The sequence below is a fragment of the Oliverpabstia sp. genome, assembly GCF_022785585.1.
GTDB lineage: Bacteria > Bacillota > Clostridia > Lachnospirales > Lachnospiraceae > Oliverpabstia > Oliverpabstia intestinalis.
In genome coordinates, this window is sequence record NZ_JALFPR010000085.1 from 1 (window position 1) to 21,531 (window position 21,531).

The window sequence follows — 21,531 nt, forward strand, 5'->3', positions numbered from 1 at the left end:
GGAAGCGGAAGAACCAAGAAAGCTGCAGAACAGATGGCAGCATACCGTGCGATCTGCAGACTGAAAGCCACGGACAACAAACAGAAACAGTAGGTGACGTATGTATTTAAAGAGTATCGAAGTACAGGGATTCAAATCCTTTGCCAATAAGATCGTATTTGAATTCCATAACGGTATCACCGGCATTGTAGGCCCTAACGGCAGTGGAAAGAGCAACGTTGGTGATGCTGTCCGCTGGGTACTGGGTGAACAGAGTGCAAAACAGCTGCGTGGCGGAAATATGCAGGATGTCATTTTTTCCGGTACAGAGACCAGAAAACCGCTGGGATTTGCATCGGTAGCCATTACTCTGGATAATTCCGATCACAAACTGGATATCGAGTATGAAGAGGTGACTGTCACCAGACGACTGTATCGTTCCGGAGAAAGCGAGTACCTGTTAAATGGAACCGGCTGCCGACTGAAAGATATCAACGAACTGTTTTACGATACCGGTATCGGTAAAGAAGGATATTCCATTATCGGTCAGGGTCAGATCGATAAGATCCTGAGCGGAAAACCGGAAGAACGAAGAGAACTTTTCGACGAGGCAGCAGGTATTGTAAAGTTCAAACGGAGAAAAGCAACTGCATTAAAGAAACTGGATGAGGAACAGCAGAACCTGGTTCGTGTGACAGACATTCTGTCGGAACTTACCAGGCAACTGGGTCCTCTGGAACGACAGTCAGAAACGGCCAGAGTCTATCTGAAGAAAAAAGAAGAACTGAAGATCCTGGATGTGAACATGTATCTGGCGGAGAGTGCTCATATCAAAGAACAGTTAAAAGAAACAGAAGAAAAATATCAGATTTCTCAGAATGAGCTGCAACAGACGCAGACACAGTTTGATCAGACAAAAGCAGAGTATGAACGTCTGGAAAAGGAACTGGAAGAACTGGATACGAAGATTCAGGAAGCGAGAACTCAGGCGAGCGAGAATGCCCTGAAAAAGCAGCAGCTGGAAAACAGTGTGGAACTGTTAAAAGAACAGATCCGCGCAGCCCAGCAGAATCATCAGCACTATGAAGAACGTATCCAGACGATCCGTCAGGAACTTGACCGCCGACAGCAGGAAGCAGCCGGACATGAACAGGAACAGGAAGCCCTGAAAGAAAGCCTGGGCGAAGCAGCTGTCAGAAAGAAAGAAGCAGAAGAAAAACTGGCGATTCTGCATCAGAATATAGAAGAAACAAATCAGAGCATAGAGGATGGTAAGAGTGAAATCATCGAGATCCTGAATCAGCGGGCATCCACCAAAGGTAAGATGCAGCGTTATGATGCGATGCTTGAACAGATCGGTATACGGAAAGCGGCTCTCAGCCAGCGTGTCCTGAAACTGAAAAGCGATGAGTCACAGCAGCAGGAGATCATTCAGGGACATCAGGAAAAATGCAAAGAGATCGGCGCTCAGATGGATGGTATACAGATGGAATACCGGAAAGTGGAGCGGGAAGTCGGCTCTCTGCGAAGCCAGATGGAGGAACAGAATAAGAAACTGGAACAGGGACAGACAGCCTATCACAGGGAGGCATCCCGTCTGGAGTCCCTGCGAAATATTGCAGAACGTTATGAAGGATATGGCAACAGTATCCGGCGTGTTATGGAACAGAAGGATCGCCAGCCGGGGATCCACGGTGTTGTTGCAGACCTGATCAAGGTAGAGAAAGCATATGAAACAGCGGTGGAAACAGCTCTGGGCGGAAGTATCCAGAATATCGTTACGGATAACGAACAGACCGCTAAGGTCATGATTGAATATCTGAAGAAAAACCGGTACGGCCGGGCAACGTTTCTTCCCCTGACCAATATGCGAAGCAGCAGTTTCCAGAATCCCGCAGCACTGAAAGAAGAAGGTGTGATCGGGCTCGCCGATACGCTGGTAACTGCCGAAAGTACGTATCGAACTCTGCTGTCACAGCTTCTTGGAAGGACACTGGTGGTGGATACCATTGATCACGCCATCGTCATTGCAAGAAAATACCGCCATACCTTGCGGATTGTTACGTTAGAGGGAGAATCCTTAAGTCCCGGCGGTTCCATGACCGGTGGAGCGTTCCGAAACAGCAGCAATCTTCTGGGACGTCGCCGGGAAATAGAGGAACTGGAAGGAAAAGTGGCAGCACTGAAAGAAGAGCTGCAAAAGATACAGAAAATCATCCTGGATAAACGGGAGCGTAGAAATACACTGCGGGATGATCTGGCAGAGATGACCAGGCAGTTACAGCAGCTGCAGATCAGTCAGAATACAGAAAAGGTGGGAATCACCCAGGCAGAGGCGCGCATCCGTGAAGTGCGGACCGGCTATGGACAGTTAAAAGCAGAGGGACGCGAGATTGAAGGACAGATTGCAGAGATCAAGGAAAGCAGTTCATCCATCCGGGAAGAAATGAAACATTCCACAGCCAGAGAGCAGGAACAGGAAGCACTGGTGAACAGTCAGCAGGAAATTCTGGAAAAATTGCAGGAACAGGAAGCTTCTTACAGTCAGGAACTGAACCAGATCCAGGTGGCTTATGCTTCGCTGGAACAGAAAGTGAGCTTTACAGGAGAAAATCTCATCCGTATTCATCAGGAAGAAGCGGCAATGAGAGGTGAACTGCAACAGATGCAGGAATCTCTGGAAGAGGGTGGCAAGGAAAAAGAAGAAAAAGAACAAACTATTCTGTCTATTCAGAAAACAATTCAGGAAGCCAGCCGAATCCGTGAGGAAGACGAGGCGCAGATGCAGCAGTATCTGGAAAAGAAAGAAGAACTGAACAGCCAGCATAAGACATTCTTCAGCCGCCGGGATGAACTGTCTGCACATATCAGCCGGATGGACAAGGAATGTTTCCGACTGAACAGCCAGAAAGAAAAACTGGAAGAACGGCAGGATAACCAGATTAATTATCTCTGGGAAGAGTATGAGGTCACACCGGGACAGGCGAACACCTATCGGATGGAAGACATGCCGGAGCGCAGTGTGATCCGGCAGCAGATCGCAGAATTAAAAGATGCGATCCGAAAACTGGGTAATGTCAATGTCAATGCGATTGAGGAATATAAAGAGATTCTGGAACGTCACACGTTCTTAAGCGCGCAGCATACCGATCTGGTGGAGGCAGCAGAGACACTGAAAGGAATCATTGCAGAACTGGATGAGGGAATGCGTAAACAGTTTACAGAAAAGTTCCAGGAGATCCGCGTGGAATTCGATAAAGTATTCAAACAGCTTTTCGGGGGCGGAAAGGGTACTCTGGAGCTGATGGAAGATGAGGATGTACTGGAAGCCGGTATCAGGATCATCTCTCAGCCACCGGGAAAGAAGCTGCAGAACATGATGCAGTTGTCCGGTGGGGAAAAGGCACTGACAGCCATTGCACTGCTTTTTGCCATACAGAACCTGAAACCGTCACCCTTCTGTCTGCTGGATGAGATCGAGGCGGCACTGGATGATTCCAACGTTACCCGTTTTGCACAGTATCTGCACAAACTTACAAAAAACACACAGTTTATTGTGATCACCCATCGCCGGGGTACAATGAACGCGGCAGACCGCCTCTACGGTATCACCATGCAGGAAAAAGGTGTTTCCACGCTGGTATCGGTCAACCTGATCGAGAATCAGCTGGATGAGTAGGAATTATCTGTAAATCAAAAAAAGACTTGCAGTAGTATATACATCATTTTATAATGAAGTCGTACAGTAAAGTGACAGAGACAAAATGATGAAAAAGTTGAGAGTAAGAGAGGAAACCATATGTCAGAGGAAAAGAAAGGTTTTTTCAGACGTCTCCGGGAGGGTCTGACAAAAACGAGAAATAATATTGTGGCCGGAATTGACTCTATTTTCAGCGGCTTTTCCAGTATCGATGATGATTTCTATGAAGAAATAGAAGAGATCCTTGTGATGGGGGATATTGGTATCAATACCACAACATCTATTATTGAGCATCTGAAGGAAGAAGTGGAAGAAAAGAAGATCAAAGAACCTTCGGAATGTAAACAGCTTCTGATCGATGAGATCAAACGTCAGATGGATGTGGGTGATACTGCCTATGAATTTGAAAACAGAAAATCCGTTGTGCTGGTGATAGGTGTCAACGGTGTGGGAAAAACTACTTCTGTCGGAAAACTGGCAGGAAAACTGAAGGATCAGGGCAAGAAAGTCATCGTGGCAGCAGCGGATACATACCGCGCAGCCGCAGGAGAGCAGCTGTCAGAGTGGGCGCATCGTGCCGGTGTGGATCTGATCGGGGGACAGGCCGGTGCAGATCCGGCAGCAATCGTGTACGATGCCGTAGCAGCAGCTAAAGCGAGAAATGCAGATGTACTGCTCTGTGATACTGCAGGACGTCTGCATAATAAAAAGAATCTGATGGAAGAACTTCGAAAGATTTACCGTGTGCTGGAGAGAGAATATCCGGATGCTTATCTGGAGACACTGGTTGTTCTGGATGGTACGACCGGACAGAATGCACTGGCACAGGCGAGACAGTTCAAAGAGGTGGCAAACGTCACCGGTATCATTCTTACAAAACTGGACGGAACTGCAAAAGGCGGCATCGCCGTAGCCATCCAGTCCGAGCTGGATATTCCGGTAAAATATATCGGTGTGGGAGAATCCATCGATGATCTGCAGAAATTCAATGCAGAACAGTTTGTAAATGCACTGTTTGATGTGAAAACAGAGGAGGAAGAATTATAATGCTTACCATTGACAAATTTGAAGAGGCTTCAGAGGTTGTAAAAAGAGTAACCCAGGATACAAAATTGATTTTCAGTGATTATTTCAGTCAGATGACAGGAAATAAAGTATATTTTAAACCGGAAAATATGCAGAGAACCGGTGCGTACAAGTTAAGAGGTGCGTACTATAAGATCAGTACACTGACAGAAGAAGAGAGAGCAAAAGGTCTGATCACCGCTTCCGCAGGTAATCATGCGCAGGGTGTGGCTTATGCGGCAAAAGCATACGGTGCAAAGGCTGTCATCGTTATGCCGACCACAACACCACTGATCAAAGTCGAGAGAACAAAAAGCTACGGTGCGGAAGTTGTCCTGTATGGAGATGTCTACGATGATGCATGTGCACATGCTTATGAGCTGGCAGAAGAACATGGATATACATTTATCCATCCCTTCGATGATCCGGCAGTAGCAACCGGACAGGGAACCATCGCTATGGAGATCATCAAAGAGCTTCCTCTGGTTGATTATATTCTGGTTCCAATCGGCGGTGGCGGGCTGGCTACCGGTGTTTCCACACTGGCAAAACTGCTGAATCCGAACATCAAAGTGATCGGTGTGGAACCGGCAGGAGCAAATTGTCTGCAGGTTTCTCTGGATAAGGGAGAAGTTACCACACTTTCTACGGTCAATACGATTGCGGACGGTACTGCGGTAAAAACTCCTGGTGAGCATGTATTCCCGTATCTGCAGAAGAATCTGGATGATGTGATCACAGTAGAAGATGATGAACTGATCGTAAGTTTCCTGGATATGGTAGAAAATCACAAGATGATCGTAGAAAACTCCGGTCTGCTTACTGTGGCAGCACTGAAACACCTGAATGTCAAGGGTAAAAAAGTGGTTTCTGTTCTGAGTGGCGGTAATATGGATGTGATCACGATGGCATCTGTTGTTCAGCTGGGTCTGATCCAGAGAGACCGTATCTTTACGATTTCTGTTCTGTTGCCGGATCGTCCGGGTGAACTTACAAAGGTTTCTCAGAAGATTGCGGAGCAGCAGGGTAATATTATTAAACTGGATCATAACCAGTTCTATAGTACAAACAGAAATGCAGCTGTGGAGCTTAAGATTACTATGGAAGCGTTTGGTACGGAGCATAAGCAGCAGATTATGCAGGAACTGGAAAAAGATGGATATCGGCCGAAATTGATTCGGACGAATCTGTAAAATATAGAAGGGTGAGCCAATGTACGGACGCCCGAAGGCAGACTGCACCGTTCTCGGCAACGTGGGCAGGGCAACTTTGAGCTAGTCGCCCACAAAGTGTTGCCGTGAACGGTGCAGTCTGCTTTTGGGATGGGTATTGGCTGAGGGAGAAGGGGTGGATGCAATTGGAAGTTATTGACTGGATTAAAAAATGACAGGTAGTATTTTAAAACGGATGTTCTGGAATACTATCTGTCATTTTGGAGTTATGATGATTAATTTAAGAAATTATTTCATGCCCTGTAATTCGCGGTCGTTGCCCATAAAGAACATGGCGATGGTGTCGGGGCCTACGTGGCTGCCGGTGCAGAAGTCGTAGGAGGTGTTGATGAAGCCACGGACTTTGATGTGTTTTTGGATTTCTTCCATGACGTACAGGGAGTCTTCGTAAGCGTCTGCGTGGGCGATTCCGATGATCTGTTTTTCCGGTTCCACGATGTTATTGCAGACGAGGGAGATCAGCTCGTTCAGGGCGGATTTGCGACCACGGCATTTTTTATACTGGACGATGTAGCCGTCTTTGTTTCCGCGCAGGATCGGTTTGATGCTCAATACATTACCGATGACTGCAGCAGTTCCACTCAGGCGTCCGGTTCTTGCCAGGTATTTGAGATCACCGACAGTGAAGACACCGTTCATTTTTGCCGGGCAGGTTTCCAGGATGTCAGCCACTTCATCAAAAGCCATGCCTTTTTCACGCATCTCACTGGCATAGATCGCGAGGATTCCCTGTGCCAGGGAAGCGTTGAGGGAGTCGATCATACGGATCTTTCTGGTATAATTACCGGATTCCATCAGATCTTCGGCAGCGATTCTTGCGGAATTATAGTTTCCACTGATATTTTTACTGAGAGAAAAATAAAGCACATCTTTATCCGCCTCCAGAGCCTCCCGGAACGCATCTTCAAAGACACCGCTGCTGATCAGTCCGGTCTTGATATCCGCACCGGCACGAACCATATCATAATAATCTTTTCCTTTCTGACGCTCCTCCTCTGGCGTAAGATCCGGATCAAAACAGGTCATTTCTTTACCATTTACAAGATTTACAAAAGAAAGCACTTTAATCTTAAATGCCTTCACAAGCTCCGCCGGAATATTCGCAGCAGAATCAACAAAAATTTCAAACATAATATAAATATCCTTATCAGAAAATCAGGGTAAAGGGTTGCAAATAGCAGTATAGGAAAAATGGTGAGGAAAGTCAAGATACGTTTTGGGGGATGTGTCGTATTTTTATAGAAATTTTAGAAAACCAGTGTATTGTAAAAAAATAAAAACCCGAATGCTCAAAATAGTTAAGAATTCGGGTTTGTAATGTGAAAAATAAATAGGATGATTATAATTCCTGTTCAGAAAGCCATATCAGAAAATTTTTAGTAAGAGAAAGTTTTTTTCTTATCGAAATAACGTAGCATATCAGCAATATCTTCCCATTCTGCATTGTCCGAACTGTTTGTACCAATTAAAAATTCATTCGGTGTAGTTTCAAGTGCTGAAGCGAGTCGCATAATAACTTCCGTAGATGGAATGGAGATTCCACGCTCAATATTAGAAAGATATTTATAACTTAAATCCGCTCGTTCTTCGACTTCAGATTGCTTCAACCCAAGCTGTTCACGTCGGGCTGCGATGCGTCTGCCGATTTCTTTATAATCCAGTGACATATGTTCTCCTTGACTTTTCTTTTAATCATATGAAAAAATGTTAGTTTAATAAACTGAACTATTAATGAATATCCGATTATAAATACGAATATACGAGAGGGAATGGAAGAAAGATATAAAAAAGCAGATTTGGATAAAAATGGATATATTTCAGCTCGGGAGTATGTTCGGTTAAGAATTTCAGAATATGAAGAAATAATAAAAGAGTACAAAGATATGTAGAATACTTTTCTAATTGTATTGAGAGAAAGCAACTATAAAAATATGATTAGAACCAGATAAAACCATGAAAATGATAAAAAAGATAATATGACAAGTGTGTATATGGGTGGAATAAGTATTGCAATTATGGGAGAGATTGTTTCTCTGTTAAAGAAGAAAATGCAGATAAATATATTTGAATAGAAGAAGCCAGTGAACTTATTGGAACAAGCGAAACAATGAAAGAAAAGAAAGAGGAATATCAGGAAGAAGAAAACATACAACAGGAACAGGAAAAGGAGGTTCAGCAGTCTGACAGTTCTCAGAGTTCCATCTCTCCTTTTTACGGCATCTGGTGTGGTGCGGCAAAGACGGAGGCAGAGGCTCAGAAACAGGCAAAGAAAATCCGGGAAAATGGATTTGATGCGCAGGTGTTTGTGACTACGGACTGGAGCAATCTGAATACTGAGAAATGGTATGTTATCACGGCTGGTATCTATGGAACAAAGGAAGCTGCCTCTGCGGTACTCCAGGATGTGCAGAGAGTTTGTTCGGATGCGTATATCAAATATTCCGGAAACTGGCAGGGATAAAAGGGAATCCTGTAAATCGATTTTATGAAAAGAACCGATAGTTTTTGAAAGATACAGAAAACTATCGGTTCTTGATTTTACGAGAGCAACGAGTCAAACAGCGTATCATGGCTGAAAGCCGGAAAAATACAGCTTCTCAATCCCCAGATATTTACTGATGCAAACCCTTGCCGCCCCAAGAAGCACCCCTGTATCCTGAAGCGTGGAAAGTTTCAGCTGACAGGTAGCGCGGAAACGTGCGGAAAGTTTCTGCAAAATCTCCGGGAGCAGTTGAGGGAGGTAAGCGGTCAGCTGACTGTTCAGGATAATACATTCCGGGGAGAACAGGTTCCAGAGATTGTTGATTCCACAGGCGAGATAGGTAGTGAATTCATCCACTACAGCCAGAGCATCAGCTTCCTTCTGATTATAGCTCCAGACCAGATCGTCGATCGAGACAGTGGTGCGACCGGATAATTCCTGGTAGCGGGAGAGAACCGCCGGTTCGGAAATATATTGTTCGAGACAGCCATGATTGCCACATGGGCAGGAACGGCCGCCGGGCTGGACGATCATGTGACCGGCTTCTCCTGCTGTTCCGGCGAAGCCGGTATATAAATGGTGATCCAGAATAATTCCCGCACCGACACCTGCATGAATGCTGACATGAATCAGGTTTTTATGATTTTCCACAAAAGTCTTCTCGGCGAGGGCAGAAAGATTTGCCTCATTTTCCAGCCATACCGGAATATCGAGAGCGTCTGTCAGAACATCTACAATGGGAAGATCTGCCAGATGATAATTCGGAGTAAAAGTGATCTCATTCCGGCAGACGGTTCCATGGATGCCGATACCAATTCCCACGACACCAAAAGGAGTAGCGGGAAGAAGACGAATCTGATTCTGAATGATCTGCAACAGGAAATTGATTGCGGTGTCACGTTCCAGCGTACAGTTATACTGATGACGCCGGCAGTTTTGTCCAAGCAGATCACAGACCATCAGCACGGTGCATTCCACGCCGAGATCGAGGGTGATAATATAACCATTCTGTCGACAGAACTGTAACAGGATCGGTTTTCGACCATACTGAGTCTGGTCGCTTCCGATTTCTTCGATATATTGTTCGTCCAGCAGATCCTGCACGATAGCAGAGATCGTTGCTTTGGTGAGTCCCAGTTTTTTTGATATAGCCGCCCGGGAAAGCGGACCGTCATTGATGACCGTTTCTAAAACAAGCCGTCGATTCATCTCCCGGATCAGTTCTCTGCTTCCTGTGACCATGCAGGCACCTCCTTCCTGTAAAATCTTCTTTTTCTTAAACTAATATTTACCATACCACAATTTGTTTGATAAGTAAACAAATTAAAATAAAGAATGTTCCAGGACACATTTTTCACAATTTTCAGTAAACTAAAAAATATCTTGACGAAAGATACAACAAGTGATACAGTGTGATTAGTTTAGTAAATAAACAAATGAAACGAAAAAGAAACTGCACGGAAGATCCGTCAGAATAAACAGTGAAAGAAAATCAAGGAGGAATAAGATCATGATGAACATGCCGGAAGTAAAATTAGGTATCGTAGCCGTAAGCAGAGACTGCTTCCCGATCACCCTGTCCGAGTCAAGAAGAAAAGCAGTGGCAGCAGCTTATAAGGGAGAACTGTACGAATGTCCAACCGTAGTAGAGAGTGAGCTGGATATGCAGAAAGCCCTGAAAGAGGTGCAGGAAGCAGGATGTAATGCCCTGGTTGTCTATCTTGGGAACTTCGGTCCGGAGACCGCAGAGACTCTGCTGGTAAAATATTTTGACGGACCGTGTATGGTGGTTGCGGCAGCAGAAGAGCATGGAGACAATCTGGTACAGGGACGTGGAGATGCATATTGCGGTATGCTGAACGCAAGCTACAACCTGCAGCTTCGCAATCTGAAAGCATATATCCCGGAATATCCGGTAGGAACACCGGAAGAAGTCGCTGAGATGATGGAAGAGTTTGTTCCGATTGCAAGAGCCGTTGTTGGTCTGAAAGATCTGAAAATTATCACTTTCGGTCCGCGTCCGCAGGACTTTATGGCTTGTAATGCACCGATCAAACAGCTGTTCAACCTGGGTGTGGAGATCGAAGAAAACTCCGAACTGGATCTGTTCGAAGCATTTCACAAACATGACGGAGACGAAAGAATCCCGGCAGTGGTTGCAGATATGGAAAAAGAACTGGGGGATGGAAACAACAAACCAACCATTCTTCCAAAATTGGCACAGTATGAACTGACTCTCCTTGACTGGATCGAAGCACACAAAGGATCCAGAAAATACGTTGCCATCGCAGGAAAATGCTGGCCGGCGTTCCAGACGCAGTTCGGTTTTGTTCCGTGCTATGTGAACAGCCGTCTGACCGGAAGAGGCATCCCGGTATCCTGTGAGGTGGATATCTATGGCGCACTGAGTGAATTTATCGGAACAATGGTAAGTAACGATGCTGTAACCCTGCTGGATATCAACAATACCGTACCTGCAGATATGTATGAAAGTGAAATCAAAGGAAAATATAATTATACACACAAAGATACATTTATGGGATTTCACTGTGGTAATACCACAACCGGAAAACTGACTTCCTGCTCCATGAAATATCAGCTGATCATGGCAAGATCCCTTCCGGAAGAAGTGACGCAGGGAACACTGGAAGGAGATATCGTACCTGGAGATATTACATTCTTCCGTCTGCAGAGTACGGCTGACGGAAAACTGCGCGCTTATGTGGCAAACGGTGAAGTACTTCCGGTTGCTACCCGTTCCTTCGGTGGCATCGGTATCTTCGCGATTCCGGAGATGGGAAGATTCTATCGTCATGAGCTGATCGAAAAAGGCTATCCACATCACGGAGCCGTTGCATTCGGGCACTATGGAAAAGCACTGTTTGAAGTATTCAAATACATCGGCGTAACACCGGATGAGATCGGATACAACCATCCGAAGGGAGACCGATATCCGACAGAAAATCCTTTTGCATAAAATAAAAATAGATCAGATACAGGAGGAAAAAATGAAATATTATATTGGCGTAGACCTTGGAACATCTGCAGTAAAACTTCTGCTGATGGATCAGGAAGGACAGGTTGTCAATATCGTATCCAGAGAATATCCACTGTCGTTCCCGCATCCGGGCTGGTCAGAACAGAATCCGGAAGACTGGTGGGAACAGTCGAAAGAAGGAATCCGTGAACTGATCAGCAAGATCGACGCGGCAGAGGTGGCAGGTATCAGTTTTGGCGGACAGATGCATGGACTGGTTATTCTGGATGAGAAGGATCAGGTGATCCGCCCGGCGATTCTGTGGAACGACGGGCGAACCACAAAAGAAACCGATTATCTGAATCAGGTGATCGGAAAAGAAAAACTGTCTGAATATACGGCGAATATCGCATTTGCCGGATTTACCGCACCGAAGCTTCTGTGGGTAAAGGAAAATGAGCCGGAAAATTTTGCGAAGATTTGTAAAATTATGCTTCCGAAAGACTATCTGGCATACTGTCTGACCGGTGTACATTGTTGTGATTACTCCGATGCATCCGGTATGCTTCTGCTGGATGTGAAAAATAAATGCTGGTCAGAACAGATGATGGAAATCTGTGGCGTCAGCAGGGAACAGATGCCGGAACTTTTTGAAAGTTATGAAAAAGTGGGCACATTAAAACCGGAGGTAGCAAAAGAGCTGGGACTGCCGGAAACCTGTCTGGTGGCAGCTGGTGCCGGGGATAATGCTGCGGCAGCAGTGGGAACCGGTACAGTGGGAGATGGTCAGTGTAATGTGTCTCTGGGAACCAGCGGAACAATTTTTATTTCCAGTGAGAATTTCGGTGTGGATCCACACAATGCCCTGCATGCATTTGCCCATGCTGACGGACATTATCATCTGATGGGATGCATGCTGAGTGCGGCATCCTGCAATAAATGGTGGATGGATACCATTATTGGAACGAAAGATTACGAAAAAGAGCAGAAAGTGATAGAAAAGCTGGGAGAAAATCATGTATTCTTCTTACCGTATCTGATGGGAGAACGCTCTCCGCATAATGATCCGCAGGCGAGAGGAACCTTTATCGGCATGTCCATGGATACCACACGTGCGGATATGACACAGGCGGTTCTGGAAGGCGTGGCGTTTGCGATCCGTGATTCTTTTGAGATAGCAAAATCTCTGGGGATTCATATCGAGAGAACCAGGATTTGTGGCGGTGGAGCGAAGAGTCCACTGTGGAGGAAGATCATTGCCAATGTACTGAATATCAAAGTGGACCGGATCGCTTCCGAGGAAGGGCCTGCCCTTGGCGGTGCGATGCTTGCTGCAGTTGCGGATGGAACCTTTGCATCGGTGGAAGAGGCGGCTGCAAGGATCGTGAAAGTGGTGGAAACCGTAGAACCGGATCCGGAGATCGCAGAAAAATACGAGACACAGTATCGGAAATTTGTGCAGATCTATCCGACGGTGAAAGCGTTATTCCCGAAGCTTTCCTAGAGCGTGTCTGAAAAAGGCTTTTCGTGAGTTGGGGGCTTGCAGATTGCGGAAATGATTTTTCAGACATGCTCTAGATACAGAATAATACAGATAAAAGATTTCCGGAAAAATAAAAACAGACGACAGAACAGACATGACTCTTCCGGACAAAGATACAAACGAATGTACAGACAATAAAGTAATGGGAAAACGGGCAGGAAACTAGTTTCAGATAGTATTCCTGCCTGCTTTTACATTTGTGCTTTATACAGAAAACATATATAACAGAGATAACTGTGAAGGTGTGGAGCAGTTATTGATAAGAGTAATTATATACACATGGAGGTTTTTACAAATGAAATACGATTTTACAACAATCATGGATCGTCACGGTATGGATGCGATTGCGGTAGATGGTCTCAGTGAAGACGGACAGGGAAGTCCGGCGAAACCAAAAGAGGGATTTGATATTATTCCGATGTGGGTGGCGGATATGAATTTTGCGACAGTACCGACTGTACAGGAGGCAATTGCGGAGAGAGTAAAGCACCCGGCATTTGGATATTTTGATCCGCGGGAAGAGTATTTTCAGGAGATTATCGACTGGCAGACGAAACGAAACGGTGTAGAGGGACTGACTGCGGAGGCAATCGGGTATGAAAATGGTGTACTCGGCGGTGTTCTGTCTACATTACAGGCATTTGCAAGTCCGGGGGATGCAGTGCTTCTGCATAGCCCGACTTATATCGGATTTACCGGATGCATCGGAAATTATGGATATAAGATGGTTCACAGTCCGCTGAAAAAAGATGCGGAAGGAATCTGGAGGATGGATTATGAAGATATGGATGCGAAGATCAAAGAGCATCATATCCATGTGGCAGTCTTCTGTAATCCCCATAACCCGTGTGGACGGGTATGGGAACGCTGGGAGATTGAAAAAGCGATGGAAGTATACAAGGCCAATGACTGCGTGGTTATCTCCGATGAGATCTGGTCGGATCTGATCCTGGAAGGATATCATCATACGCCGGCACAGTCTGTCAGCGAGGATGCGAGAAACCGCACCGTGGCGATGTATGCGCCGAGCAAAACCTTTAACCTGGCAGGCCTGGTGGGAAGTTATCATATCATTTACAATTCCTATCTTCGTGACCGGGTGATGGCAGCCAGCAGTAAATCACACTATAATGCGATGAATGTACTTTCCATGTATGCACTGATCGGTGCATATAAACCGGAAGGCTATGAGTGGGTGGATGAACTGTGCCGGGTACTGAGCGGAAATGTTTCCTATGCCTGCGATTTCATCAAAGAACACTTTCCCGGTGTCACATTAAGCCGCCCGCAGGGAACCTATATGCTGTTCCTGGACTGTGAAGAATGGTGTAAGACACATGGAAAAACCATCGACGAGGTCCTCAAAGCCGGTTGGGATGTAGGTGTGGCATGGCAGGACGGTCGCCCGTTCTTTGCCCCGTACGGCATCCGCGTAAACCTGGCACTGCCACTCAGCAGAGTGCAGGAAGCTTTTGAACGGCTGAAAAAATATGTGTTTGTGGAAGAAAAATAAAATACCTTTTGCCTCCAACATCATAAAATGACGATGTCAAGAAAAAGTACTTGACACCCATAAAAGATTGTTGTATGATGTCCAAGGTGATGCACATGGATAAGCTTGCGAGACAGGCATTGTTATATGATTTCTATGGCGAACTGCTGACGGAGCATCAGCAGAATGTTTACGAAGATGTTGTGTTGAATGATTATTCGCTCAGCGAGGTGGCGCAGGATCAGGGAATCAGCCGGCAGGGGGTTCATGATCTGGTGAAGCGCAGTACCAGAATACTGGAAGAATATGAAGAAAAACTGCATCTGGTAGAAAAGTTCGTAGCGGTCCGCGAGAAGGTACATGAGATTCACGGACTGACACAACACTATGAGGAAAAAGATCTGAATCAGGTGATGAACCGGATCGAGACTTTATCCCACAGCATATTAGAGGAGTTATAATACATGGCATTTGAAAGTTTAACTGAAAAACTGCAGAATGTATTCAAAAACCTGAGAAGCAAAGGCCGTCTGACCGAGGCAGATGTAAAGGTAGCATTAAAAGAAGTTAAGATGGCACTTCTGGAAGCAGATGTCAGTTTTAAAGTGGTAAAACAGTTTATCAAAGCGGTACAGGAACGTGCGATCGGTCAGGATGTGATGAACGGACTGAATCCGGGGCAGATGGTGATCAAAATCGTAAACGATGAACTGGTATCTCTGATGGGAAGTGAGACCACGGAGATCGCGTTGCGCCCGGCAGGAGAGATTACTGTTATCATGATGGCAGGTCTTCAGGGTGCAGGTAAGACAACAACCACAGCAAAGATCGCCGGAAAGCTGAAAGCAAAAGGCAGAAAGCCATTGCTTGTAGCCTGTGATGTTTATCGTCCGGCAGCAATCACACAGCTGCAGATCAACGGTGAAAAACAGGGTGTGGAAGTTTTCTCGATGGGAGATAAACAGAACCCGGTAAACATCGCCAAAGCAGCGATTGAACATGCAAAGAATCAGAACTTTAACGTTGTGATCCTCGATACCGCCGGTCGTCTTCATGTGGATGAAGATATGATGCAGGAACTGATCCGGATCAAAGAAGAAGTCAACGTGGATCAGACCATTCTGGTAGTTGACGCGATGACCGGTCAGGATGCAGTCAATGTGGCAGAGTCCTTCAATCAGAAGGTGGGCATTGACGGCGTGATCTTAACAAAGATGGATGGTGATACCCGAGGCGGTGCGGCACTTTCTATCAAAGCAATCAGTGGAAAACCGATTCTGTATGTAGGTATGGGAGAGAAACTTTCCGATCTCGAACAGTTCTACCCGGATCGTATGGCTTCCCGTATCCTGGGAATGGGCGATGTGATGAGCCTGATTGAAAAAGCTCAGCAGAACATCGACGAGGACAAAGCCCGCGAGATGGAACAGAAGATCAAGAAAGCAACCTTTGGCTTTGACGATTATCTGGAGAGCATGAACCAGATGAAGAACATGGGCGGTATTTCCAGTGTATTGAACATGCTTCCCGGACTGGGAAACAAAGCAAAAGACATCGAGGGTATGATCGATGAGAAAGACATGGCGAGAAAAGAAGCCATCATCCTTTCCATGACTCCGAAAGAAAGAGCCAACCCGGATCTTTTGAACCCGTCCAGAAAGAAACGAATCGCTCAGGGCGCAGGTGTAGATATTGCGGAAGTCAACCGGATGGTCAAACAGTTTGATCAGACCAGAAAGATGATGAAACAGATGCCTGGCATGCTGGGTGGTAAAAGCGGTAAAAGAGGCGGCTTTAAGCTTCCCTTTTAAATAAACAAATAAAACTATAATAAACAAGGATAACCTTAAGGAGGAAATTAAAATGGCAGTAAAAATCAGACTGAGAAGAATGGGTCAGAAAAAAGCACCTTTCTATAGAATCATCGTTGCAGATTCCAGATCCCCAAGAGACGGAAGATTCATCGAAGAGATCGGAACATACGATCCTACCTGTGATCCGAGCGTATACAAAGTAGACGAAGAAGCAGCTAAAAAATGGCTGGCAAACGGTGCTCAGCCTACAGAAGTTGTAAGCAAAATCTTCAAATTAGCCGGTATCGAAAAATAATGCAGGACCGCCAGGGGCTGCTGAATTATGTTGTTGCTGTTCATGATTTGCTCTGAACAGTAATATCGTTTTTGCCTGATGCATTTCTCTGAGATGGAAATGCTCTGACAAATACGTGGAGGTGCGTGATGAAAGATTTAGTAGAAGTAATTGCAAAATCCCTCGTAGACCATCCGGAAGAAGTGGTAGTAAACCAGACTGAAGAGAGCAATGCGATTTTAGTAGAATTGAAGGTGGCACCTTCCGATATGGGCAAGGTGATTGGCCGTCAGGGACGCATCGCAAAGGCAATCCGAACTGTGGTAAAAGCTGCTTCCTCTAAATGTGATAAGAAGGTTGTAGTTGAAATTCTGCAATAGCTGAAAATATGAGGATATAGCCAATGGCTATATCCTTTTTCATTCATTTCCGCGGGTAATATATATCGTTGGAAACAGGAAACAAAGAGGAGTAGAGATATGGAACAATTGCTGCAGGTTGGAGTAATCTCCAGCACTCACGGGATCCGGGGAGAAGTAAAAGTATTTCCTACTACAGACGATCCAGATCGGTTCAGAAAATTAAAACAGGTGATCCTGGATACCGGAAGAGAACAGAAAGGTCTGGAAATCGAAGGGGTAAAATTTTTCAAACAGTTTGTGATTCTGAAATTTAAAGGCATTGATAATATCAATGACATTGAAAAGTATAAAGGGAAGAGCCTGTATGTGACCAGAGAACATGCAGTGAAATTAAAAAAAGATGAGTATTTTATTGCAGATCTGATTGATATGCAGGTAGAACTTGAGGATGGTACAGCATTTGGTGTTCTGACAGATGTGATGCAGACAGGGGCAAATGATGTGTATTGTATCCGGACAGAAGAACATGGAGAGGTTCTGATCCCGGCAATCAAAGACTGCATCCTTGATGTGGATGTGGAAGCAGGAAAAATGAAAATTCATCTGTTGGATGGTCTGATCTGACCGTTTTTTGACGGGACAGATTCAGACAGGTATCCATGTTGATAAAAAGCAGCTGTGCAAACGGCTGTATGATTACAGGAAGGAAAGAGTATGCATTATCATGTACTTACATTGTTTCCCGAGATGATCGAACAGGGTATGGGAACCAGTATTATGGGCCGGGCTATGGAGCAGGGACTGATCCGGCTGACTGCAACGAACATCCGGGATTTTTCAACCAATAAACATATGAAAGTGGACGACTATCCATATGGCGGAGGAGCCGGCATGGTGATGCAGGCGGAACCTGTCTACGGAGCATGGAAACAGGTGACCGAATCCATCGGATACAAACCACGTGTGATCTATCTGACACCGCAGGGAAAAGTATTTCAGCAGTCGATGGTGGAAGATTTTGCCAGAGAACAGGATCTTGTATTCTTGTGTGGACACTATGAAGGTATAGATGAGCGTGTGCTGGAAGAAGTGGTAACAGATTATGTGTCCATCGGTGATTATGTACTGACAGGCGGGGAACTTCCGGCACTGGTAATGATGGATGCAATTTCCCGTTTTGTGCCGGGAGTGTTGAACAATGAAGAATCCGCGGAATTTGATTCCTTCCATGACAATCTTCTGGAATATCCGCAGTACAGCCGTCCGGCAGAATGGATGGGGAAAAAAGTACCGGATGTGCTGCTTTCCGGTCATCATGCGAATATTGAAAAGTGGAGGAGAGAGCAGTCTATCCTGCGAACTCTTCAGAACCGTCCGGAACTTCTGGAAGATGCAGTACTGAGTAAAAAAGAAAAACAGTATCTGGAACAGCTGCGGAGAAATATGGCACAAGAGGATCCATCCCCCTGTGAAAAATAAAAAATCTGGTATTAGAGAAAATTCTTCTCACATATACTGAGTAGTAGTATAGGTGAGGAGGATTTTTCTATATGGAGCCATTTGCTGTCTACAAAGATATACAAGCCCGTACGAAGGGCCAATTCCTTCTGGGGGTGGTAGGACCGGTCCGGACGGGCAAATCCACATTTATCCGGCGGTTCATGGAACTTCTGGCACTTCCGGGAATGGAAGAACAGGATGCTGCAGAGGTGCGGGATCAGCTGCCGGTTTCCGGTTCAGGAAAAACAATTACAACAGTGGAACCCAAATTTATTCCCAGGGAAGCGGTGAATGTAAATCTGGGAGAAGAGATTCCGGTGAAGATCCGACTGATCGACTGCGTGGGATTTATGGTGCCTGAAGCTACAGGGGATATGGAGCAGGAAAAAGAACGAATGGTAAAAACCCCCTGGTATGAACAGGAGATTCCGTTTCATCAGGCGGCAGAGATTGGAACCAGAAAAGTGATCCAGGAACATTCTACCATCGGTCTCGTAGTAACCTGCGACGGTTCCTTCGGTGATATTCCGCGTAAAAATTTTGTGGATGGAGAAGAAAAGACAGTACAGGAACTCAAAAAACAGGGGAAACCATTTTTGATTCTTGTGAATTCGAAAAAGCCGTACGGGGAAGAGGCACAGAAGCTGGTAAGAGAACTGGAAGAAAAATATCAGGCAGCGGTACTCGGGGTAAACTGTGAACAACTTCGAAAAGAAGATGTGCTCCGGATCCTGGAAAAGATTCTTTATGAATTTCCGGTGCGTCAGATCGAATATTACATACCAAAATGGGTGGAACTGCTTCCGGTCACCCATTATCTGAAAGAAGATCTGTTGAAACAGATGAAAGAGAAGATGGGAACCATGGAATATATCCGTGATATCCGGCAGGAAAATCTGGAGATGGACAGTAACTATGTCAAATCAGTCACACTGGAAGAAATCAACCTTTCCAACGGCGTGGTAAAAGTCCGTATTCAGATCGAAGACCCCTATTATTATCAGGTGATGAGTGAGATGACCGGTGTGACGATAGAGAGCGAGTATCAGCTGATCCATACGCTGAAAGAGCTGGCGCAGATGAAACAGGAATATACAAAAGTCCAGCAGGCCATCGAATCCGTACGTGGAACAGGTTATGGTGTGGTGATCCCCGAGAAAAATGAGATCACACTGGAAGAACCGGTTGTGATCCGTCAGGGAAACAAATACGGTGTTAAGATCAAGTCGGTCAGTCCGTCCATCCATATGATCAAAGCGAATATTGAGACGGAGATTGCACCGATTGTAGGAAGCGAGGAACAGGCGCACGATCTGATCACATTCATCAAAGAAAATGAAAAAAATACCGATGATGGTATGTGGGAGACCAATATTTTCGGAAAATCCATCGAACAGCTGGTAGAAGACGGCATCCGTACCAAGATTGCTCAGATCAGTGAAGAAAGTCAGGTGAAGCTGCAGGATACGATGCAAAAGATTGTCAATGACAGCAAGGGCGGGTTGATCTGTATAATTATCTGAAAAAAGTGCTGAGGAAAATGCAAAGAAATTGACAAAGATTTGTAACAAAGTTATAATAAAAGCTGTGGCAAAGAAACCAGTACATTGTTTCTTGTATAATCGAGAAGAGTGCAATGCTTCAGACATAGAAGAAAATACAATAGAAGGAAATACATATGAAGAAAAAATACGTAAGCAGATTACTGGCAGGATGCCTTACAGTTACCATGCTGACACCGACCGGGGCACTGGCAAGTGTTCCGCAGCCGGTAGTGACACAGGAAGCATCCCAGGAGGCCGGGCAGGAGAACGAAACAGAAAACAAAGAACAGGCAGAGGAATATGCAGCAGAGGTACAGACAGACGAAACCGAAGCAGCAGAAAACAGAACAGCTGCAGATAAGAGCAGAGAACAGACAGAACCGCAGACAGCACAGACCGGCGAACAGGCAGAACCGCAGACGACACAGACCGGCGAACAGGCGGTTTCAGAGGCAGAACCTCAGGCACAGGTACAGCCACGGGCTGTAGTGGATGTCAATCAGTGGATCCGGAATGGAAACCGCTGGTGGTACCGTCATGCAGACGGAAGCTATACCAGCAATGGATGGGAAGTGATCAACGGAGCCTGGTATTACTTTGACGGAGCCGGCTGGATGGTAACCGGCTGGTTAAAACGCCCGAGCGGCTGGTATTATCTGACAGGAAGCGGAGCGATGGCAACGGGCTGGATCCAGCTGGGAAGTACCTGGTATTATCTGAATGAAAGTGGAACGATGCTGGCAGATACCTGGATCGGAAACAATTATGTAGACGGAAGCGGAGCCTGGATCCCGGGGAAAGTAAAAGCACAGGCCGGCTGGATACAGAGCGGAAGCCGCTGGTGGTATCGTCATGCAGACGGAAGCTATACCAGAAATAACTGGGAAATGATCAACGGAAGCTGGTATTATTTTGACGGAGCCGGCTGGATGGTAACCGGCTGGCTGAAGCTTGGAAACAACTGGTACTATCTGAATCCGGGTAATGGAGCTATGGTAACCGGCTGGTTACAGCTGGGAAGCACCTGGTATTACATGAATGGAAGCGGAGCCATGGAGACAGACACCTGGATCGGAAACAGCTATGTGGATGCCAATGGTGTATGGGATCAGTCAAAAACAAAGGCGCAGGCTTACTGGGTACTGAACGGAGACCGCTGGATGCTGGTACAGGAAGATGGCACCTATGCAAAGAAATGCTGGAAGACTGTAGGCGGAAAAGAATATTACTTAGACGAGAATGGTTATATGGTAACCGGTTGGCTGAAGCAGGGAAGCACCTGGTATTATCTGAAACCGACCGCAAAGAACAGTGCAGAAAAAGTAGGTGAGAAAGCCTATAATTACTGGGTGGGAAATGCCGGAGTTGGCAGCTACTACATAGATAAGTACGGAAGAATGGTGGCTGACAAGGATTACAGTCTGGAAAGATATCTGTACACCTTTGATGCCAGCGGAGTATGTACTGCTAGGGAACCTCGTTATCTGAAAGTGCCAGATAAGAATGGGCATGAATATTATGTAGAGAAAAAATATTATCTTTCCGATCCTCAGGTGGGTGTGGATGT

General features: G+C 45.7%; 17 protein-coding genes and 1 pseudogene. 15 read left to right on the plus strand and 3 right to left on the minus strand.

Translation table 11 applies throughout. The features are described from left to right. The first annotated feature begins 100 nt into the window (after window positions 1-100). From smc to ilvA, 3 genes are all read left to right on the plus strand, one after another. A complete protein-coding gene (gene smc / locus MSA64_RS05830) occupies window positions 101-3,658 on the plus strand; it encodes a chromosome segregation protein SMC (protein ID WP_154432389.1) in 3,558 nt (1,185 codons plus the stop codon). 120 nt (window positions 3,659-3,778) lie between these two features. Beyond that, window positions 3,779-4,726: a signal recognition particle-docking protein FtsY gene (gene ftsY, locus MSA64_RS05835; protein ID WP_277663363.1), complete on the plus strand. Its 948-nt coding sequence runs from the start codon at window positions 3,779-3,781 to the stop codon at window positions 4,724-4,726. Continuing rightward, window positions 4,726-5,937, plus strand: a complete 1,212-nt coding sequence (gene ilvA, locus MSA64_RS05840; protein WP_154432387.1) for a threonine ammonia-lyase — start codon at window positions 4,726-4,728, stop codon at window positions 5,935-5,937. The genes ftsY and ilvA overlap by 1 nt, the downstream gene beginning before the upstream one ends. Window positions 5,938-6,204: 267 nt before the next feature. On the opposite strand, the gene MSA64_RS05845 is transcribed toward ilvA, so the two are convergent. Continuing rightward, window positions 6,205-7,107, minus strand: coding sequence for a DegV family protein (locus MSA64_RS05845; protein ID WP_154432386.1), 903 nt, complete (start codon window positions 7,105-7,107; stop codon window positions 6,205-6,207). 245 nt (window positions 7,108-7,352) lie between these two features. Further along, window positions 7,353-7,643, minus strand: a complete 291-nt coding sequence (locus MSA64_RS05850) for a helix-turn-helix domain-containing protein (RefSeq protein WP_235904512.1) — start codon at window positions 7,641-7,643, stop codon at window positions 7,353-7,355. Between the two features lie 440 nt (window positions 7,644-8,083). Between MSA64_RS05850 and MSA64_RS05855 the strand changes: the two genes are divergently transcribed. Continuing rightward, window positions 8,084-8,437 carry an SPOR domain-containing protein gene (locus MSA64_RS05855; protein WP_287890960.1) on the plus strand — a complete coding sequence of 118 codons (354 nt, stop codon included), beginning with the start codon at window positions 8,084-8,086 and terminating at the stop codon, window positions 8,435-8,437. Between the two features lie 105 nt (window positions 8,438-8,542). Here MSA64_RS05855 and MSA64_RS05860 read toward each other — a convergent pair whose 3' ends face one another. Further along, window positions 8,543-9,700: an ROK family transcriptional regulator gene (locus tag MSA64_RS05860; RefSeq protein WP_287890962.1), complete on the minus strand. Its 1,158-nt coding sequence runs from the start codon at window positions 9,698-9,700 to the stop codon at window positions 8,543-8,545. 268 nt (window positions 9,701-9,968) lie between these two features. Here MSA64_RS05860 and MSA64_RS05865 point away from each other — a divergent pair, with 268 nt between their 5' ends. From MSA64_RS05865 to MSA64_RS05915, 11 genes and pseudogenes are all read left to right on the plus strand, one after another. Beyond that, entirely contained in the window at window positions 9,969-11,435 is a 1,467-nt protein-coding gene (locus MSA64_RS05865) for an L-fucose/L-arabinose isomerase family protein (protein ID WP_022170901.1), read from the plus strand. Between the two features lie 31 nt (window positions 11,436-11,466). Next, a complete protein-coding gene (gene xylB, locus MSA64_RS05870; protein ID WP_154432383.1) occupies window positions 11,467-12,939 on the plus strand; it encodes a xylulokinase in 1,473 nt (490 codons plus the stop codon). 334 nt (window positions 12,940-13,273) lie between these two features. Then, window positions 13,274-14,491: a MalY/PatB family protein gene (locus tag MSA64_RS05875; RefSeq protein WP_154432382.1), complete on the plus strand. Its 1,218-nt coding sequence runs from the start codon at window positions 13,274-13,276 to the stop codon at window positions 14,489-14,491. Window positions 14,492-14,586: 95 nt separating this feature from the next. Next, a complete protein-coding gene (ylxM, locus tag MSA64_RS05880; protein ID WP_022170898.1) occupies window positions 14,587-14,931 on the plus strand; it encodes a YlxM family DNA-binding protein in 345 nt (114 codons plus the stop codon). A gap of 3 nt (window positions 14,932-14,934) precedes the next feature. Further along, window positions 14,935-16,281 (plus strand): signal recognition particle protein, encoded by a 1,347-nt coding sequence (ffh, locus tag MSA64_RS05885; RefSeq protein ID WP_022170897.1) that lies wholly within the window; start codon window positions 14,935-14,937, stop codon window positions 16,279-16,281. Between the two features lie 52 nt (window positions 16,282-16,333). After that, window positions 16,334-16,579: a 30S ribosomal protein S16 gene (gene rpsP, locus MSA64_RS05890; RefSeq protein ID WP_022170896.1), complete on the plus strand. Its 246-nt coding sequence runs from the start codon at window positions 16,334-16,336 to the stop codon at window positions 16,577-16,579. Between the two features lie 128 nt (window positions 16,580-16,707). Continuing rightward, window positions 16,708-16,938 carry a KH domain-containing protein gene (locus MSA64_RS05895; RefSeq protein WP_022170895.1) on the plus strand — a complete coding sequence of 77 codons (231 nt, stop codon included), beginning with the start codon at window positions 16,708-16,710 and terminating at the stop codon, window positions 16,936-16,938. A gap of 99 nt (window positions 16,939-17,037) precedes the next feature. Further along, complete coding sequence (gene rimM / locus MSA64_RS05900; RefSeq protein WP_106492225.1) at window positions 17,038-17,544, plus strand: ribosome maturation factor RimM; 507 nt, start codon at window positions 17,038-17,040, stop codon at window positions 17,542-17,544. A 90-nt stretch (window positions 17,545-17,634) separates the two neighbouring features. Beyond that, window positions 17,635-18,399 carry a tRNA (guanosine(37)-N1)-methyltransferase TrmD gene (trmD, locus tag MSA64_RS05905; protein ID WP_118574170.1) on the plus strand — a complete coding sequence of 255 codons (765 nt, stop codon included), beginning with the start codon at window positions 17,635-17,637 and terminating at the stop codon, window positions 18,397-18,399. A 71-nt stretch (window positions 18,400-18,470) separates the two neighbouring features. Further along, window positions 18,471-19,943 (plus strand): stage IV sporulation protein A, encoded by a 1,473-nt coding sequence (gene spoIVA / locus MSA64_RS05910; RefSeq protein ID WP_022170892.1) that lies wholly within the window; start codon window positions 18,471-18,473, stop codon window positions 19,941-19,943. Between the two features lie 155 nt (window positions 19,944-20,098). Further along, window positions 20,099-21,531, plus strand: a pseudogene (locus MSA64_RS05915) (hypothetical protein); the annotation flags it as partial.

Coding starts and splice junctions, on each gene's coding strand:
- ylxM (WP_022170898.1), top strand. CDS start 14,587: ATGGATAAGCTTGCGAGACAGGCATTGTTATATGATTTCTATGGCGAA.
- MSA64_RS05855 (WP_287890960.1), top strand. CDS start 8,084: ATGAAAGAAAAGAAAGAGGAATATCAGGAAGAAGAAAACATACAACAG.
- MSA64_RS05895 (WP_022170895.1), top strand. CDS start 16,708: ATGAAAGATTTAGTAGAAGTAATTGCAAAATCCCTCGTAGACCATCCG.
- rimM (WP_106492225.1), top strand. CDS start 17,038: ATGGAACAATTGCTGCAGGTTGGAGTAATCTCCAGCACTCACGGGATC.
- MSA64_RS05850 (WP_235904512.1), bottom strand. CDS start 7,643: ATGTCACTGGATTATAAAGAAATCGGCAGACGCATCGCAGCCCGACGT.
- trmD (WP_118574170.1), top strand. CDS start 17,635: ATGCATTATCATGTACTTACATTGTTTCCCGAGATGATCGAACAGGGT.
- xylB (WP_154432383.1), top strand. CDS start 11,467: ATGAAATATTATATTGGCGTAGACCTTGGAACATCTGCAGTAAAACTT.
- ftsY (WP_277663363.1), top strand. CDS start 3,779: ATGTCAGAGGAAAAGAAAGGTTTTTTCAGACGTCTCCGGGAGGGTCTG.
- MSA64_RS05865 (WP_022170901.1), top strand. CDS start 9,969: ATGATGAACATGCCGGAAGTAAAATTAGGTATCGTAGCCGTAAGCAGA.
- spoIVA (WP_022170892.1), top strand. CDS start 18,471: ATGGAGCCATTTGCTGTCTACAAAGATATACAAGCCCGTACGAAGGGC.
- ffh (WP_022170897.1), top strand. CDS start 14,935: ATGGCATTTGAAAGTTTAACTGAAAAACTGCAGAATGTATTCAAAAAC.
- rpsP (WP_022170896.1), top strand. CDS start 16,334: ATGGCAGTAAAAATCAGACTGAGAAGAATGGGTCAGAAAAAAGCACCT.
- MSA64_RS05845 (WP_154432386.1), bottom strand. CDS start 7,107: ATGTTTGAAATTTTTGTTGATTCTGCTGCGAATATTCCGGCGGAGCTT.
- MSA64_RS05875 (WP_154432382.1), top strand. CDS start 13,274: ATGAAATACGATTTTACAACAATCATGGATCGTCACGGTATGGATGCG.
- MSA64_RS05860 (WP_287890962.1), bottom strand. CDS start 9,700: ATGGTCACAGGAAGCAGAGAACTGATCCGGGAGATGAATCGACGGCTT.
- ilvA (WP_154432387.1), top strand. CDS start 4,726: ATGCTTACCATTGACAAATTTGAAGAGGCTTCAGAGGTTGTAAAAAGA.
- smc (WP_154432389.1), top strand. CDS start 101: ATGTATTTAAAGAGTATCGAAGTACAGGGATTCAAATCCTTTGCCAAT.